This window comes from Parvularcula dongshanensis (genome assembly GCF_014199615.1).
Classification (GTDB): domain Bacteria; phylum Pseudomonadota; class Alphaproteobacteria; order Caulobacterales; family Parvularculaceae; genus Parvularcula; species Parvularcula dongshanensis.
This window is the reverse complement of record NZ_JACHOB010000001.1, coordinates 284,095-298,645: the sequence shown is the minus strand read 5'-3', so window position 1 is coordinate 298,645 and position 14,551 is coordinate 284,095. Positions and strand designations below refer to the sequence as shown.

Genomic DNA, 14,551 nt, shown 5'->3' with positions numbered 1-14,551 from the left:
GGGCACCGTTCAGGGGGCGTTCAGCTTCCTATGTCATGATGAACGCGGAGTTGACGGCACGGAGTGGAGACGCAGCGTTCAATGGTGGCTATGGCGAGCTTCGAAGCGACGGGGGAAGGGGCAGCTGCGCGCATCGTCGCGCGGGGCACCTGGACGCTCGAATGCGGCCTCGCCGACATCGACGCCAAGCTCCGCCGGTTCGCCTCTCGCCAGGCCGGGCAGGGGCTTTCGATCGATCTGAGCGAACTGGAAGGCCTCGACACCTCGGGCGCCATGGTCATGCAACGGACCATGCGCCAAGCGCTCGGCGAGGCGCAGAAGGATGCGCTTTACGGTTTCATCGGCGCGAGCGACGCTCAGGCCGCGCTTCTCGAGCAGGCGAGCCGTCATCCCGTCACCTGCCGCCCGCCGCGCAAGCGGCCCGTCTCGGTCCTTCTCCTCCTCGAGCGCATCGGCCAGGGGACCGAGAACGTCCTGTCGGACGCGCTCAACATCATCAGCTTCGTCGGCGCGGTCACCGCGCGGATCGGCGCGACCTTCGTGCATCCCCACCGCTTCCGGCCGGTCTCCATGGTCTCCCACATGGAATCGGCCGGGCTCGACGCGACGCTGATCGTCGGGCTCATGTCCTTCCTGATCGGCGCGGTCGTCGCCTTCATGGGCGCCACCGTGCTCGCGGCCTTCGGCGCCGAGGTCTTCGCCGTCGAACTCGTCGGCATCTCGGTCCTTCGCGAGTTCGGCGTGCTTCTGACCGCGATCCTCGTCGCTGGCCGGTCGGGCAGCGCCTTCACCGCTGCCATCGGCTCGATGAAGCTGCGCGAGGAGATCGACGCGATGCGGGTGATGGGCATCAACCCGCTCGACGCGCTCGTCATTCCGCGCGTCCTGGCCCTCGTCCTGACTCTGCCGGTCCTCGCCTTCCTCGCGGCCTTCCTCGGCATGCTCGGCGGCGGGCTCGCGGGCTGGCTCGCCCTCGACATCCCGCCGGCGCTGTTCGTCAACCGGACGCAGGAGATCGTCACGGTGTCGAACCTCGTCGTCGGGCTCGTGAAGGCGCCGTTCTTCGCCTTCGTCATCGCGGTCGTCGGCTGCTATCACGGCATGAACGTCGAGAGCTCGGCCGAAGAACTCGGCCGCCGCACGACCATGGCGGTCGTGCAGTCGCTCTTCCTCGTCATCCTGATCGACGCGCTCTTCGCCATGTTCTTCATGGAGATCGACGTATGAGCGCGAACAGCTCCGCCCCGGACGACGAGCCGGTCATCAAGGTTCGCGGCCTCGTCAACCGCTTCGGCGACTACACCGTCCATGACGACCTCGACCTCGACGTCCGGCGCGGCGAGGTCCTCGGCGTCGTCGGCGGATCCGGCACGGGCAAGTCGGTCCTCCTGCGCGCCATCGTCGGCCTCCGAAGGCCTCAGGCGGGAACGATCGAGCTTCTCGGCCACGACATGGTCAACCTGTCCGAGGCCGAGCGCGCGACGCTCAATCAGGAGATCGGGCTTCTCTTCCAGGACGGCGCGCTCTTCTCGTCTCTCACCGTCCGTCAGAACGTCATGGCACCGATCAAGGAGCACCTCGACGTACCCCAGAGCCTCGCGCGCGAGGTCGCGGCGATGAAGATCAGCCTCGCGGGGCTGCCGGACGACGCGGGCGACAAGTACCCCGCGGAGCTGTCGGGCGGCATGCGAAAGCGCGCGGCGCTCGCCCGCGCCCTCGCCCTCGACCCGCAGGTCCTCTTCCTCGACGAGCCGACGGCGGGCCTCGACCCCGTCGGCGCCGAGCGCTTCGACGAGCTGATCGTGTCTCTGCGCGAGAGCCTCGGGCTCACCGTCTTCATGGTGACCCACGACCTCGACAGCCTCTATCACGACTGCGACCGCGTCGCGGTCCTCGCCGAGAAGCGCGTCATCGCGATCGGCTCCATCGACGAGGTCCGCCGGTCGGACCACCCCTGGATCGAAGAGTATTTCGGCGGGCCGCGCGGACGCGCCGCGCTCGCCTCTCAGACGGGCGCGCCCGCCTCGCGGCGCGCCTAGGAGGAGTTATGGAGACCAAAGCCCACTACGTGCTCATCGGCAGCTTCATGCTGGGCAGCATCATCCTCGCGGTGCTGTTCACGCTGTGGCTCGGCTCGGTGGAGCGCGAGTTCGACGAGTACGACGTCATCTACAACGAGCGCATCTCCGGCCTTCAGGTCGGCGCCGCCGTGCAGATCAACGGCATCCCCGTGGGGGCGGTCAGCGACCTGCGCCTCGCCCCCAACGACCCCTCCCGCGTGATCGCGCGCATCAGGGTGGAGGAGGGAACGCCCATCAAGACCAACACGGTCGGCGAACTCGAGCTGGCGGGCGTCACAGGCCTCGCCATCATCCAGCTCGTCGGCGGCACGGCCGAGGCGCCGCTCGTCAAGGACGTGACGCGCCGCCGCGTGCCGGAGATCAAGGGCGAGCCCGGCGGCGTCGCCGCGGCGATCAACTCCGCCGGCGACATCTTCGCCAATGTTGGCCGCGTCCTGTCCGAGGACAACGCGGCGACGCTCACCCGCATTCTCGACGACGTCGAGGCGGTGACCGACGTGCTCGCCGACAATGAAAGCCAGATCCAGCAGATGGTCCAGGACCTCTCGATCACCGTCGCGATCGTCCGGCGCAACGCCGAGGCGCTCGACGGGGCAGGCGAAGACGTCAGCCTTCTGCTCTCCGACACGCGCGACCTTCTCAACGGCGAGACGCGCCAGGCGATCTCGGAGATCCGCGGAACGGCCAACAGCGTGAACCTGCTGGTGGGCGACCTTCAGGAGATGGTCGACGACAACCGGCCGGCCATCGACGCCTTCGCGCAACAGGGCCTCGGTTCCGCCGTCGGGGTCATCGCGCGGACCTCGCGCCTGGTCGACACCGCCGAGGGCATCCTGCTCGAGATCGACCGCGACCCGACGCGCTTCTTGCTGGGCGAAGGCCGCCCGACCACCGCCGACTGAGGACTGGGCACCATGACGAGACCTTTCGATCTTCCGAGGCTCGGCCTCGCCGTGCTGACCGTCGGCCTTCTTTGCGGCTGCGCGTCGTTCCTGCCGAGCAGCGACGACCTGGCGCCGCGCCTGTCCCTCGACGCCGGCTCGGCCCGCGCCCCTCGAGGGGAAACCCTGCCGGTAACGCTCTCGGTCGCGGACCCGCGCAGCGAGGCCGTCTTCAACACGAGCAGCGTCGCGGTGCAGACCTCGCCGCTGCAGTACGGCTACCTCAGCGGGGCGGAGTGGACTGACCGTGCGCCCCTCATGCTCGGCCTGTTCCTCGAGCGGAGCTTCGAGAACACGGGGCTGTTCGCCGCCGTCGGCGACCAGGTCTCGCTTCCGGTCTCGGACTACGCGCTGCTGACCGACATCCGCGCCATGCATCTCGACCGGACAGGCGGAGAGAGCCGGGCGGTGATCGCCTACGGGGCGCGGCTTCAGTCGCGCCGGGGCGCGACGATCGGCTCTGAGATCTTCCGGGAAGAAGTCCCCGTCGTCGGCACCGGCAACGATGCGGCGGTGACGGCGCTCAACGCGGCGGCCCAGCGCATCGCGGACCGGACCTTGGACTGGATGCTGCCGCTGATCGGCGAAGACAACGCGGCTTACGAACGAGCCCGGGAAGAAAGGGCGCAGCGCCGCGCGACGCGCAGCTGAACCTCGTCAGTCGAAGCGGCCGAGGGCCGTGCCGACCAGGACGTAAAGCCGGCCGAGCGGCGACTTGAGCGTCTCGGCGATCGCTTCGTCGCCTTCGCCCTCCGCGCCGAGCGGCTGGAGGAGGGCGTCGAAGTCGCCCAGGAACTCCCGCACGGCGGAATCGAAGACCGCGTTGCGGCCCGCTTCCGTCGCGATCCGGCGACGAAGCTCGCTCGAATCCTCTTCGAGCAGCTCCCGCACGAAGATCAGGCGTTCGCCCCCTTCGAACCGGGCGAGGTCGTCGCGGGCCGGGCCGCCGTAAAGGCTCGTCCGCATCGTCAGCGAGAAGCGGTGCATCCGTTCGACGAGGCGGTCCATCGCCGCCTTGACGTCGGCGGGGGCGGGGCTCTCCGACCGGGCGGGCAGGCCGCGCTCGACGGCGGACAGGATGTCCCGCCAGGCGCCGCGGCGCTTCGGCTTGGGCGCGGTCTCGCCGAGGCGCGTCAGGCGTGCGGTCTGGTCCGCGACCGCCTTGGCGAGCTTCTCGGCCCGCTGGCGCTGATCCTTCATCAGGGTCTCAATGCGCTTGGCGTGGTCGGCGAGGTCGCTCTGCGCCTGCAGAAGGGCGCTTTGGTTCTCGCCGAGCTTCGCGGTGGCCTCCGACTGCTGCTCGGCCTGCGCGGCCAGCGCCTCGCTCCGCCCGGCCATGCTGTCGGCGAGCGTCTCGAACCGTTCGAGCGAGCGGCGCGAGATCTCTTCGAGCCGCTCGATCTGTCCGTCGAGGGTCTCATTCGTCTCGCGAAGCCGCGCTTCGGTCGCGCTGCCCGCCTCGCTGGCCGTCCGGCTGCGTTCGGCGATCTTCTCGGCGAAGGCCTCGGCTTCCTTGTTCATCTCTTCGGTCAGGTTCATCAGCGCGCTGCGCTCCGCTTCCAGCCGCTCCGCGCTCTTCGCGGTGCCGCTCTCGATCGCGGCGCCCGCGCTGTCGAGCGCCCGGACCTGCTGACGGATCATGCTCTCGGCCGAAGCGAGGCGTTCGAGCGCGCGGTCGATCTCCGCGTTGAGGGCGCCGATCTCCGCGCGCGCCGCCGTCCCGTTCGGCCCGAGCGTGCCCGCGAAGCTGTTCGCCGCCCGCCTCAGGCGCTCGGCGCTGTCCTCGAGCCGGAACCCGGCCGCGAGGGCGCGTCCCCCCGCCAGCACGAGCGCGGCGGTGGTCAGTGCGAAGAGCAGGACTTCGATCGTGTAGCCGAGGCGGAAGGCGAAGCGCCCGAGCGCCGCGGTCGCTCCCATCGTGCTGCCGATCGGCCACCCGACGAGCCAAGCGGCGAGGATGCCGCCGGCGAGCCACTTCGCCGCACGCCAGCTGTTCGCCGCATTGCGGGGCCAAGCCTCGTCGTGGGCCGCTTCATCGTTCTCCAAGGCCCCCTCGAGCGGCACGGCGAACGCTCCCTCTTCGTGCTTCCTCGCCGTCAACGGCACGACGCTGTTGTGACCCATGGTGCGCTGCCTCCCTCGGCGGCCCCCTTAGACCGCGAGCACCAACGGCCCCGGTTCACCCCAGCGCCCTTGTCTTGGTTCTAGGTTAACGGTGCATTAACGGTCGTTTCGAACTTGGTAAGAAATATTCGGCTCACGCGGTGCCATAGCGGCGCTTTCGTGCCCTTGCCGACGCGTGAACGAGGCGTCGGATGAGGGCTGTCGAGGTGAGGCGCGTGACCGCCAGGCTCGCCAGCACGAGCACGGTCGCAACCGCCACCACGCCTTCCTGCGCCGCGCTCGAGGCGCTGCCGAGAAGGCTGACGGTGAAGAGGGCCGCAGCCGCGGCGGGCGCCCCCCCGAACCAGGACAAGAAGCCCTTGTCCGCCACGGGCAGGCTGGTGCCGCCGAGCACGGCCGAGCGGACGACCGGCCGCAGGACGAGGGGTGGCACGAGGGCGGCGAGCCAGATCAACGGGTCCGACTGGAAGAGTACGGGGCCGAGCGCGGCGCCGAGCGCGAAGAAGGCCGGCGGCGCGCACCAGCGGACACCGGCCGAGTAGAGTCGGCTTCGCACCGGACCGAGCAGCGGCGCCTCCTCGGCGTAGAGGAGGCCGGCCGCCACCGCGCCGAGCAGCGCGTCGTAGCCTACGGCGCGCGTACCGAGATAGGCGACGACGAGCACGACGAGCGGGGCGGCTGGGATCGCCGCATCGCGGATCGGCAGGAACCTTCCGCCCAGAAGGCCGATCGCACCGCCGACCGCAGCGCCCGCGAAGGCCTCGAACAAGGTGTTGTCGACGAAGGTGTCGCCCGGCTCCGGCGGCACCCCCGCAGCGGCGACGAGGAGGCCGATCGGCAGGGCGATCAGGAGGGCGTAGGCCGCCTCGAGCCGCAGAGCCCGCTTGGTGTCGTCGGGAATAGGCGCCGTCAGGGCGCGAGCCTCCTCGACCGCGCCGAGACCGAGCGGCACGAGGCTGCCGACCAGAAGCGCCGACCAAAGCCCGAGGCCGGGCAGGATGGCGAAGACGGCCGCGCCGGAGGCCAGGATCAGGAGCGGCGCGCCGAGCAGGCCGAGGCGTGCCGCGGCGGGTGAGAGCCGGGCCAGCCGCGAGGGGCGGCACTGCTGAATCGTGAGGAAGACGAGGACGGCGAGGCCGAGCCTGGCCGCCTCGGCCAGGCCCTCGGGGTCGGCCCCCGGCAAGCCGAAGCGGCGGAAGGCCATGCCCACGGCCATGCCGATCCCCGCCGTGAGCAGCGGCCGCGCCCCGAACCAGGCGAGCGCGCCGAAGTGAGCGAGCGCTGCGACCAGCAAGATGCAGGAGAGGGGGAAGAGCAGGACGGCCCAGATCATCGAAGGCCTCCCTAACCGGCTTCGCGCCCGGGATACAGGCATGGCGGGGCGGATGCACAACCGACGACTTATCCCCAGCCCGCCGCGGCGGCCTTAGCCTCGCCGTCCACCGGCAAGGAGGCAGCCATGCCAAGGAATGAAGAGGGCGCGCTCGCCCGGGTCAGGGGGGTCGTCGCCCAGAGCGCACCGGCGCTCGCCGCAGCCCTCGGCGGACCGCTCGCCGGGGCGGCGGCCGAGGCGCTGCGCCGGGCCTTGTCGAACGAAGACGACGACCGGCCGCTCGACGAGGTGATCCTCGCGGGCGCGCCTGCGACGCTCCTCGCGCTTCGCCGCGCCGAGCACGACTTCCGCTCGGCGATGGCCGAGGCGGAGAACGAAGCCGAGAGGATCGCGGCGAGCGATCGCGCCGACGCCCGCGCCCGCGAGGTCGCGGTGCGGGACAGGACGCCCGCCATCCTCGCCGCCTGCGTGATCGCCGGCTTCTTCGGCGTGCTCGCCGTCATGCTCTTCCGCGTGCTGCCCGAACAGGCCGAGCCGGCCTTCTCGATCATGCTCGGCGCGCTCGCGACCATGACAGCGGCGGTGGTGAACTACTACTTCGGCTCGTCTGCCGGTTCGAAGGCGAAGACGGATCTTCTGCGTAGGCTCCCCTGAGCTTGCGCGGGGACGTATTCGCCGCGACGAGGAGGCGATGACGAGCTTCGACATGGCGGTGGCAGGCGGCGGGGTGATCGGCCTCGGCGTCGCGCTCGAGGCGGCGCGGCGGGGCGCGCGGGTCGTCCTCGTTTCCGATGACGGGCCCCGGGCGAGCGCCGCGGCGGCGGGCATGCTCTGCCCGAGCTTCGAGGCGCTGCACTTCGGCGGCAGGGCGCTCCTGAAGCTCGGTACGGACAGCCTGGCGCTTTGGGACGGCTTCGCGGCGTCGCTCGCGGAGGATCCCGCCCGTGACCTCGACTATCGCCGGGACGGCGTGATCGCCCTCGGCTTTCCGCCGCGCGCGCTGCCTGGCGAGCCCTGCACCGTGCCCGACGGCGTCGAGGCGAGCCGGGCGCTCCTCGTGCCCGGCGAGGGCCAAGTCGATCCGCGCCGCCTGCTGCCCGCCCTCGAACGCGCTTGCGAGGCCGCGGGGATGGAGCGCCGCGCCGGCCGGGTTTCCGGCCTCGTCGGGGACGCGGAGCAGGCGCAAGGCGTCGTTTTGGAAGGCGGCGAGTCCCTTCGCGCCGCGACCGTGGTCCTCGCGACCGGCGCCGCGCCGCGCGAGGAGGCCGAGATGGTGCCACTGCGCGGACGCGCCCTCGCAGTGGCCGGTCTGCCCGTAATGCCCGAACGGACCTTGCGCTCCCCCGGGGTCTACCTCTGCCCGAAGGCGGACGGCACGCTCTACGTCGGCGCTACGGAGGAGGAGCGCGACATGCCCGCAGCGCTCGATGGCGTCTGGCACGAGGCGAGCTGGTTGATGCCGAGCCTGACGAAGGGGCGGATCGTCCGCCGCTTCGACGGGGTGAGGCCGGGCACGCGCGACGGTCTGCCCATCGTCAGGCGGTCTTCACGGAAGAAGGCGCTGATCCTGGCGCTCGGCCACCACCGCAACGGCGTGCTCCTGGCGCCGCTGACGGCGAAGCGGGTCGCGGATCTGGCCGGTTTCTAGGCGGCCGTGATCGCCGCGAGCTTGGTCGCTCGTACGGCTTGGCGGCGCCTATGCGCGCGGACCCAGCCCCGCGGCCAGAAGTGGGTGATCTTGTACTTGCGGGTGAGGAAGTTCTTCTTCTTGCGCCGCGGCGCGCCGAGCCGGGCGGCGAGGCCAGCGGCTTCGGTATCGAGGGGCTCTGCGCCTTCGGTCCCGGTGATCGTATCGGCGCCGAGGACCGGCATCTCCGCGACGACGGCGTCGAGGCGGTCTTCGGGCGTGTCGAACTCGGCGAGCGCTTCCGCAGGCGCGGGTTGAGAAGGCAGAGCGGGCGCTTCGAGCGTCATCTCCGCCGACTGGCGCAGGCGGCTCTTCTGGTCCTTCGGGACGGGCAGCTCGTCGAGGATCTTGTGGATGGCCGAGGCCATGGAAGAGAACGAAGCCGGCGCGGCGCCGCCCTCTCGGACGGCCGGCTCGGCCATCGGCGCCAGCGCGCCCGAGGTTGTGCCGCCGCCATAGCCGTCGATACGGATCCCGTCCGCGAAGGACGTCGTCTTGGCGAGGCCCAGCGCCGCTTGCGCGAGGCTTTCCGTCATCAAGACGCCGGCATGCTCGTCTTCAGGCTCGTCAGGGCGTCCCGCCGGCGCGGCGAGCGCGAGAGCCATGGGGTGGGGCGCGTCGGTCTCCGCGTCGTCGTCGTCCTCCGCCGCGACCTGCTTGGCGAGGCGTTCTTGAAGGCGGCGCGCAGTCTCGCTCGCGACCCGCGCGGCGGAACGCTCCGCCTCGGCGGCCTTCCGCGCGGACTCCGCTTGCCGCATGGCGAGCTTCTTCGCAGCGATCTTCCGCGCCTTCAGACGCGCGATGGCGAGCGCCGTCGCGTCCGCGGCCGGGGCGGCCTCTGCCTCGGCAGCGGGCTCGCCTGCGTCCGGTTCCGCGGTCGAGAGGCCGTCGTCCGCCATCGCGGCGGGTTCGCTTGCGTCGGCCGTCTCCTCGGCGGTCTCTTCGAGCAGCAAGGGCTCGGCCGGGACGCGCTCGAGCAGGGTGCCCAGCGCCTCCTGGCTCAGAGGCTCGAGGCCGAGCGTCAGCCGCGCCTCGTTGATCGCCTTGGCGCTGAACCCTTCGAGCGATCCTGCCGCGGCGAGGTGCTTGCCCTGACCGCCGTCGAAGCCCGCTCCCTTCAGCGCCAGGGCGCTCTCGGCATCTTCGACGCCGACCGCCACCGCGCGTGCGTCGTGGGTCTTGGCGAGCGCGATGACCTGCTCGACCGCTTCGAGGCTGGCGCCACCCTTCGCCGTACGGGCGAAGCGGAGGATCGCGGCGCCGCCGGTCTTGATCTCGGCGAAGGGGAAGGGGGACAGCGCGGCCAGGTCGGCGGGCGGTGCGCCGCGCACCTCGATCGCGAGGGGGCAGCCCGTCTCGGCGAGGCGGGCGAGGCCGGTCTGCACTTCCTTCAGGCGCGGCCCGCCGGGGAGGGGCGGGCATTCGAGCGTCAGGAGTTCGGCCGGAAGCCCCTCTTCGCGAAGGATGTCCGCGAGGTCGTCGGGGAAGGCTTGGTCGGTGAGGTCGGACTGCGCGAGGTTGATCGAGCAGCCGGGGCCCGACGTGCCGCGCCAGGCTTTGTACTGCCGCGCGGCCTGCCGGACGATGTAGCGCGTCAGGTCGCCCATGCGTCCCTGCGCCTCGAAGAAGGAGATGAAGGCGCCGGGCGGCAGGCTGCCGAGGCCGGGGTGGTCCCAGCGGATGAAGACCTCCATCCGCAGCAGGTCTCCGTCCTCGAAGGCGAAGAGCGGCTGGAAGACGAGGCTCAGATGGTCGTTCGCGAGCGCGTTGTCGATGTCGACTTCGGTGAGACGAACGGCCTGTGCGCTCATGGGTTAACCCTCGCTGCCGACGCCGGACATGAACCGGCAAGGCTTTGCGGCCAGGATTAACCGCTCAATCGTTAACGCGTCCTTGCCAAGGAGCCGTTCACTGCGAAAGCGTTAATGCGAGAACTGTTCCTGAACGATGCGCTCTTCGAGGCTCGCCCCCGCATCGAAGAGGAGGGTCATCGTCCGATCGGTGTCGATCTTGGCCGCGACGGAGACCACGTCGCGCACCTCGACGTTGTCCGCCGTCGCCGAGACCGACCGGAACTCAGGGTCCTGGACCTCGAAGCTCACCTCGGCGTCGTAGGGCAGAAGCGCGCCCCGCCAGCGGCGGGGGCGGAACGGGCTGATCGGCGTCAGCGCCAGGAGGTTCGACATGATCGGCAGGATCGGCCCGTGCGCCGAGAGGTTGTAGGCGGTCGAGCCGGCGGGCGTCGAGACGAGCACGCCGTCGCAGATCAACTGGTGGAGCCTGACCTTTCCGCCGACCTTGATCGTGATCCGCGCCGTGTTCCGGGTCTGTCGCAGAAGGCTGACCTCGTTGATCGCGGTCGCCCTTTGCGTCTCCCCGTTCCGGTTCGTCGCGGTCATGACGAGCGGGTTGATCCGGGCCGCGTCCGCCTCGGCGAGGCGCTTGGGCAGGTCGTCGGTCTGAAGCTCGTTCATCAGGAAGCCGACCGTGCCGCAGTTCATGCCGTAGACCGGCACGTTGGCCGCCATCGTCTCGCGCAGCACCTCTAGCATGGTGCCGTCGCCGCCCAAGGCCACCACGACGTCCGCGTCGTGGGGATCGCAGTCGCCGTAGCGCGCGATCAGCGCCTTCTGGGCCTCCTGCGCGGCGGGTCGGTCGTTCGCGAAGAAGGCGATGCGCTGCGGGGCGGGACGGGACATGGGGCGGCTTTATAGGATGCGCTCCTGCGAGCAAGGGTAGCCGGCATCCGTCACCGTCGAGGCGGCGTCGGCCTCTCACGAATGAGGGAAGTTGCGCCGTCCGAACGCGTTGCGCCCCCTGGTCCCGTGTGCTACCCGCCCGCGGAACTTCTGGGGCGGCCCCGTCGTCCCGTCATCACTCACCGCCGAGAGGGCGCGCCGCCGGCGCCGCCCTTCCGCCCGTCTCCGGGAGCCTTGCATGCAAGACGACCGCGCCGCCGTCGCCGAGCGATATGCGGGCGCCTTCTTCGACCTCGCTCGCGAGCAGGACGCGATCGCGCCGCTCGAAGAGGACATGAAGGGTTTGCGCGCCGCGATGTCCTCCTCGGAGGATCTGCGCCGCCTCGCCCTGTCGCCCGTCTTCGAGTCCGAGGACAAGACGCGCGGCATGACGGCCGTGCTCGACCGCATGGGCGCGCATGCGCTCACGCGGAACCTCGTCCTTCTGCTGATCCGGAACGGGCGTCTCTTCGCGATGGACGGCGTGGCGAGGGCGTTCCTGGAACGCGCCGCCGCGGCGCGCGGCGAGGTCGCGGCCGAGGCCGTCAGCGCGCATCCGCTTTCGGAAGAACAAGAAGCCGCCTTGCGCGCCGAGATCGGCCGCGCCGTCGGCAAGGACGTGAACCTCACTACCCAAGTTGATCCCTCGCTCCTCGGCGGCCTGATCGTGAAGGTCGGCAGCCGGATGATGGATAACTCGCTCAAGACCAAGCTCAACAGACTGCACGCGCGTCTCAAAGAGGCCTAAGACCATGGAACTCAACGCCGCTGAGATCAGCTCGATCCTGAAGCAGCAGATCGCGAACTTCGGCCAGGAGGCCGAGGTCTCCGAGATCGGCTCCGTCCTTTCCGTCGGTGACGGCATCGCCCGCGTCTACGGCCTCGACAACGTCCAGGCGGGCGAGATGGTCGAGTTCGAAGGCGCGGAAGGGATTCGGGGGATGGCCCTGAACCTCGAGAGCGACAATGTCGGCGTCGTCATCTTCGGCGACGACCGCACCATCAAGGAAGGTCAGACGGTCCGCCGCACGGGCGCGATCGTGGACGTCCCCGTCGGCAAGGGCCTCCTCGGCCGCGTCGTCGACCCGCTCGGCAACCCGATCGACGGCAAGGGCCCGATCGAAAGCGCCGAGCGCCGCCTCGTCGACGTGAAGGCGCCAGGCATCCTGCCGCGCAAGTCGGTGCACGAGCCCGTCCAGACCGGCATCAAGTCGATCGACGCGATGATCCCGATCGGGCGCGGCCAGCGTGAGCTGGTCATCGGCGACCGTCAGACCGGCAAGTCCGCGATCTGCGTCGACGCCATGCTGAACCAGCGCGAGCCGAACGAGGCCGCGACGGACGATTCGGGCAAGATGTTCTGCATCTACGTCGCGATCGGGCAGAAGCGCTCGACCGTCGCGCAGATCGTCAAGACGCTGCAGGACAACGGCGCGCTCGACTACACCATCGTCGTCGCCGCGACCGCGTCCGAGCCCGCGCCGCTCCAGTTCCTCGCGCCCTTCGCGGGCTGCGCCATGGGCGAGTTCTTCCGCGACAACGGCATGCACTGCACGATCGTCTACGACGACCTGTCCAAGCAGGCCGTGGCGTACCGTCAGATGTCGCTGCTCCTTCGCCGTCCGCCGGGGCGCGAAGCCTATCCGGGCGACGTCTTCTACCTGCACTCGAGGCTCCTCGAGCGCGCGGCGAAGCTGAACGAGGGTCACGGCTCGGGCTCCTTGACGGCGCTGCCGATCATCGAGACGCAGGCGAACGACGTGTCGGCCTACATCCCGACGAACGTCATCTCGATCACGGACGGCCAGATCTTCCTCGAGACCGACCTCTTCAACCAGGGCATCCGCCCGGCCGTGAACGTCGGCCTGTCGGTCAGCCGGGTCGGCTCGGCCGCGCAGATCAAGGCGATGAAGCAGGTCGCGGGCAAGATCAAAGGCGACCTCGCCCAGTACCGCGAGCTCGCGGCCTTCGCGCAGTTCGGCTCGGACCTCGACGCGGCGACGCAATCGACGCTCAACCGCGGCGCGCGGATGACGGAGCTGCTGAAGCAGCCCCAGTTCTCGCCGCTTCAGGTCGAAGAGCAGGTCGTCGTCCTCTTCGCGGGCACGCGCGGCTACCTCGACAAGATCGAGACCGCCAAGGTGCGCGAGTTCGAGGCCGAGTTTCTGCGCCACATGCACGCGAGGCACGCCGACCTGCTGACGACGATCCGGACCGAGAAGAAGCTCTCGGACGAGACCGACACGAAGTTGACGGGCATCCTCGACGAGTTCGTGAAGAGCTTCGCGTAGAGACGGTAGCTCCGTAGGATTGGTTTGAGGCGACGTACGATGGCTCGATACAAGTTCGGATTGATCGTGCTTCTCGCCTCTTCGATCTTCGTGCTCGAAGGTTGTGCGAGTACGTCGAAAGCGGACCGTTTACGCGAGAACTATCTGAGCTCCGGCGTTCGCGTAGGGGTTGATACGGATTGCGAGGGGCAGTCGCCGGAAGACTGCCAGTGCGTAGCGGAGGCGTTCGGTCAACTGGTCGCAAATCCTGATGATCAATCACTCATCGAAGCGGAGAAGTTCGTAAGAGTGGCAGGTCTTGGTGATGGTCGGACAGGCGCTAGCCGTGCAGCCTTCGCGATGATGGTCGGAACGATGCTGGTCACCCGGGCAGAAGAGCTCTGCGGGGTGACCGAAGAAGAAACAGAAGTGGCGGACTAAACATGCCCAGCCTCAAAGACCTCAAGGACCGCATCACCTCGGTCCGCTCGACGCAGAAGATCACCAAGGCCATGCAGATGGTCGCGGCCGCGAAGCTGCGCCGAGCCGAGGAGGCGGCGACCGCCGCGCGGCCCTACGCGCAGCGGATCGAGACCGTGCTTGGCAACCTCGCTGCGGGCCTCACGCCCGGCGCGCCGGGGCCGAAGCTTCTGACCGGGACGGGCAAGGATCAGGTGCACCTCCTGGTCGTCGCGACCGCCGACCGTGGGCTCTGCGGCGGCTTCAACAGCTCGATCGTCCGCCTCGCGCGCGAGCGCATTGTCTCGCTGCAGGGGCAGGGCAAGACGGTCCGCCTGTTCACCATCGGCAAGAAGGGCCGGGATCAGTTGAAGCGCCTCTACGGCGACCTAATCCTGGAGCACTACGACACCGAGGGCACGAAGACGGTCGGCTTCGAACAGGCGAAGGACGTCGCCGACCGGCTGCTCGCGCTCTACGAAGAGGGGGCGTTCGACGTCGCGACCATCTTCTACGGCCGCTTCCAGTCCGTGATCGCGCAGGTTCCGACCGCGAGCCAGGTGATCCCGGCGAAGCCGCCCGCAAGGCCGCAGGACGCAGCGCCCGTCGCGCCTTACGAGTACGAGCCGGACGAGGAGGCGATCCTGACGACGCTCCTGCCGCGCTACGTCGCCGTGCAAGTGTTCCGCGCGCTGCTCGAGAACGCGGCGTCCGAGCAGGGGGCGCGCATGTCCGCCATGGACAACGCGACCCGCAACGCCGGCGAGATGATCGATACGCTGAACCTGCAGTACAACCGCGCCCGCCAGGCACAGATCACGACGGAACTCGTCGAGATCATCGCCGGTGCGGAAAGCGTCTAGGGCAGTTGGCGGAAGAACGAGGAAGGCGCTAGGCGCCACCGAACGAAAGGAAGAT

14 protein-coding genes are annotated in these 14,551 nt (G+C 69.7%); 10 read left to right on the top strand and 4 right to left on the bottom strand.

From position 1 onward, the window contains the following. The first annotated feature begins 90 nt into the window (after positions 1-90). Genes GGQ59_RS01340 through GGQ59_RS01325 form a run of 4 tightly spaced genes read left to right on the top strand, consistent with a single transcriptional unit; the run spans position 91 to position 3,673 of the window. Positions 91-1,227, top strand: coding sequence for an MlaE family ABC transporter permease (locus GGQ59_RS01340; protein WP_183815129.1), 1,137 nt, complete (start codon positions 91-93; stop codon positions 1,225-1,227). Beyond that, positions 1,224-2,039, top strand: a complete 816-nt coding sequence (locus tag GGQ59_RS01335; protein ID WP_183815128.1) for an ABC transporter ATP-binding protein — start codon at positions 1,224-1,226, stop codon at positions 2,037-2,039. Before GGQ59_RS01340 ends, GGQ59_RS01335 begins: the two co-directional genes overlap by 4 nt. An 8-nt stretch (positions 2,040-2,047) precedes the next feature. After that, positions 2,048-2,983 carry an MlaD family protein gene (locus GGQ59_RS01330; RefSeq protein WP_183815127.1) on the top strand — a complete coding sequence of 312 codons (936 nt, stop codon included), beginning with the start codon at positions 2,048-2,050 and terminating at the stop codon, positions 2,981-2,983. Between the two features lie 12 nt (positions 2,984-2,995). Further along, complete coding sequence (locus tag GGQ59_RS01325; RefSeq protein ID WP_183815125.1) at positions 2,996-3,673, top strand: ABC-type transport auxiliary lipoprotein family protein; 678 nt, start codon at positions 2,996-2,998, stop codon at positions 3,671-3,673. 6 nt (positions 3,674-3,679) lie between these two features. Here the strand turns inward: GGQ59_RS01325 and GGQ59_RS01320 are convergent, their stop codons facing one another. Together GGQ59_RS01320 and GGQ59_RS01315 are read right to left on the bottom strand one after the other, a co-directional pair. Beyond that, positions 3,680-5,146, bottom strand: coding sequence for a hypothetical protein (locus GGQ59_RS01320; RefSeq protein WP_183815124.1), 1,467 nt, complete (start codon positions 5,144-5,146; stop codon positions 3,680-3,682). A 133-nt stretch (positions 5,147-5,279) separates the two neighbouring features. After that, positions 5,280-6,479, bottom strand: coding sequence for a cation:proton antiporter (locus GGQ59_RS01315; RefSeq protein ID WP_183815123.1), 1,200 nt, complete (start codon positions 6,477-6,479; stop codon positions 5,280-5,282). Between the two features lie 126 nt (positions 6,480-6,605). Here GGQ59_RS01315 and GGQ59_RS01310 point away from each other — a divergent pair, with 126 nt between their 5' ends. Next, entirely contained in the window at positions 6,606-7,133 is a 528-nt protein-coding gene (locus GGQ59_RS01310) for a hypothetical protein (RefSeq protein ID WP_183815122.1), read from the top strand. A gap of 37 nt (positions 7,134-7,170) precedes the next feature. After that, positions 7,171-8,127, top strand: a complete 957-nt coding sequence (locus GGQ59_RS01305) for an NAD(P)/FAD-dependent oxidoreductase (RefSeq protein WP_183815121.1) — start codon at positions 7,171-7,173, stop codon at positions 8,125-8,127. On the opposite strand, the gene GGQ59_RS01300 is transcribed toward GGQ59_RS01305, so the two are convergent. Together GGQ59_RS01300 and GGQ59_RS01295 are read right to left on the bottom strand one after the other, a co-directional pair. Beyond that, positions 8,124-9,977 (bottom strand): EAL domain-containing protein, encoded by a 1,854-nt coding sequence (locus GGQ59_RS01300; protein ID WP_183815120.1) that lies wholly within the window; start codon positions 9,975-9,977, stop codon positions 8,124-8,126. The genes GGQ59_RS01305 and GGQ59_RS01300 overlap by 4 nt on opposite strands. A gap of 111 nt (positions 9,978-10,088) precedes the next feature. Further along, positions 10,089-10,865 carry an NAD kinase gene (locus GGQ59_RS01295; RefSeq protein ID WP_183815119.1) on the bottom strand — a complete coding sequence of 259 codons (777 nt, stop codon included), beginning with the start codon at positions 10,863-10,865 and terminating at the stop codon, positions 10,089-10,091. Positions 10,866-11,103: 238 nt separating this feature from the next. On the opposite strand from GGQ59_RS01295, the gene GGQ59_RS01290 reads away from it, so the two are divergent. Genes GGQ59_RS01290 through GGQ59_RS01275 form a run of 4 tightly spaced genes read left to right on the top strand, consistent with a single transcriptional unit; the run spans position 11,104 to position 14,496 of the window. Next, a complete protein-coding gene (locus tag GGQ59_RS01290; RefSeq protein ID WP_183815118.1) occupies positions 11,104-11,652 on the top strand; it encodes a F0F1 ATP synthase subunit delta in 549 nt (182 codons plus the stop codon). A gap of 4 nt (positions 11,653-11,656) precedes the next feature. Then, positions 11,657-13,195, top strand: a complete 1,539-nt coding sequence (atpA, locus tag GGQ59_RS01285) for a F0F1 ATP synthase subunit alpha (protein WP_183815116.1) — start codon at positions 11,657-11,659, stop codon at positions 13,193-13,195. Between the two features lie 39 nt (positions 13,196-13,234). Then, positions 13,235-13,615, top strand: a complete 381-nt coding sequence (locus GGQ59_RS01280; protein WP_183815114.1) for a hypothetical protein — start codon at positions 13,235-13,237, stop codon at positions 13,613-13,615. A 2-nt stretch (positions 13,616-13,617) separates the two neighbouring features. Then, the gene (locus GGQ59_RS01275) at positions 13,618-14,496 is read left to right on the top strand and encodes a F0F1 ATP synthase subunit gamma (protein WP_183815112.1); all 879 of its coding nucleotides are present in this window, start codon (positions 13,618-13,620) and stop codon (positions 14,494-14,496) included. Positions 14,497-14,551 lie beyond the last annotated feature (55 nt).

What these genes read in the sequence shown, in the direction of transcription:
- GGQ59_RS01275 (WP_183815112.1), top strand. Translation starts at nt 13,618, where the DNA reads ATGCCCAGCCTCAAAGACCTCAAGGACCGCATCACCTCGGTCCGCTCG.
- atpA (WP_183815116.1), top strand. Translation starts at nt 11,657, where the DNA reads ATGGAACTCAACGCCGCTGAGATCAGCTCGATCCTGAAGCAGCAGATC.
- GGQ59_RS01310 (WP_183815122.1), top strand. Translation starts at nt 6,606, where the DNA reads ATGCCAAGGAATGAAGAGGGCGCGCTCGCCCGGGTCAGGGGGGTCGTC.
- GGQ59_RS01300 (WP_183815120.1), bottom strand. Translation starts at nt 9,977, where the DNA reads ATGAGCGCACAGGCCGTTCGTCTCACCGAAGTCGACATCGACAACGCG.
- GGQ59_RS01305 (WP_183815121.1), top strand. Translation starts at nt 7,171, where the DNA reads ATGACGAGCTTCGACATGGCGGTGGCAGGCGGCGGGGTGATCGGCCTC.
- GGQ59_RS01325 (WP_183815125.1), top strand. Translation starts at nt 2,996, where the DNA reads ATGACGAGACCTTTCGATCTTCCGAGGCTCGGCCTCGCCGTGCTGACC.
- GGQ59_RS01320 (WP_183815124.1), bottom strand. Translation starts at nt 5,146, where the DNA reads ATGGGTCACAACAGCGTCGTGCCGTTGACGGCGAGGAAGCACGAAGAG.
- GGQ59_RS01315 (WP_183815123.1), bottom strand. Translation starts at nt 6,479, where the DNA reads ATGATCTGGGCCGTCCTGCTCTTCCCCCTCTCCTGCATCTTGCTGGTC.
- GGQ59_RS01340 (WP_183815129.1), top strand. Translation starts at nt 91, where the DNA reads ATGGCGAGCTTCGAAGCGACGGGGGAAGGGGCAGCTGCGCGCATCGTC.
- GGQ59_RS01330 (WP_183815127.1), top strand. Translation starts at nt 2,048, where the DNA reads ATGGAGACCAAAGCCCACTACGTGCTCATCGGCAGCTTCATGCTGGGC.
- GGQ59_RS01280 (WP_183815114.1), top strand. Translation starts at nt 13,235, where the DNA reads ATGGCTCGATACAAGTTCGGATTGATCGTGCTTCTCGCCTCTTCGATC.
- GGQ59_RS01290 (WP_183815118.1), top strand. Translation starts at nt 11,104, where the DNA reads ATGCAAGACGACCGCGCCGCCGTCGCCGAGCGATATGCGGGCGCCTTC.
- GGQ59_RS01295 (WP_183815119.1), bottom strand. Translation starts at nt 10,865, where the DNA reads ATGTCCCGTCCCGCCCCGCAGCGCATCGCCTTCTTCGCGAACGACCGA.
- GGQ59_RS01335 (WP_183815128.1), top strand. Translation starts at nt 1,224, where the DNA reads ATGAGCGCGAACAGCTCCGCCCCGGACGACGAGCCGGTCATCAAGGTT.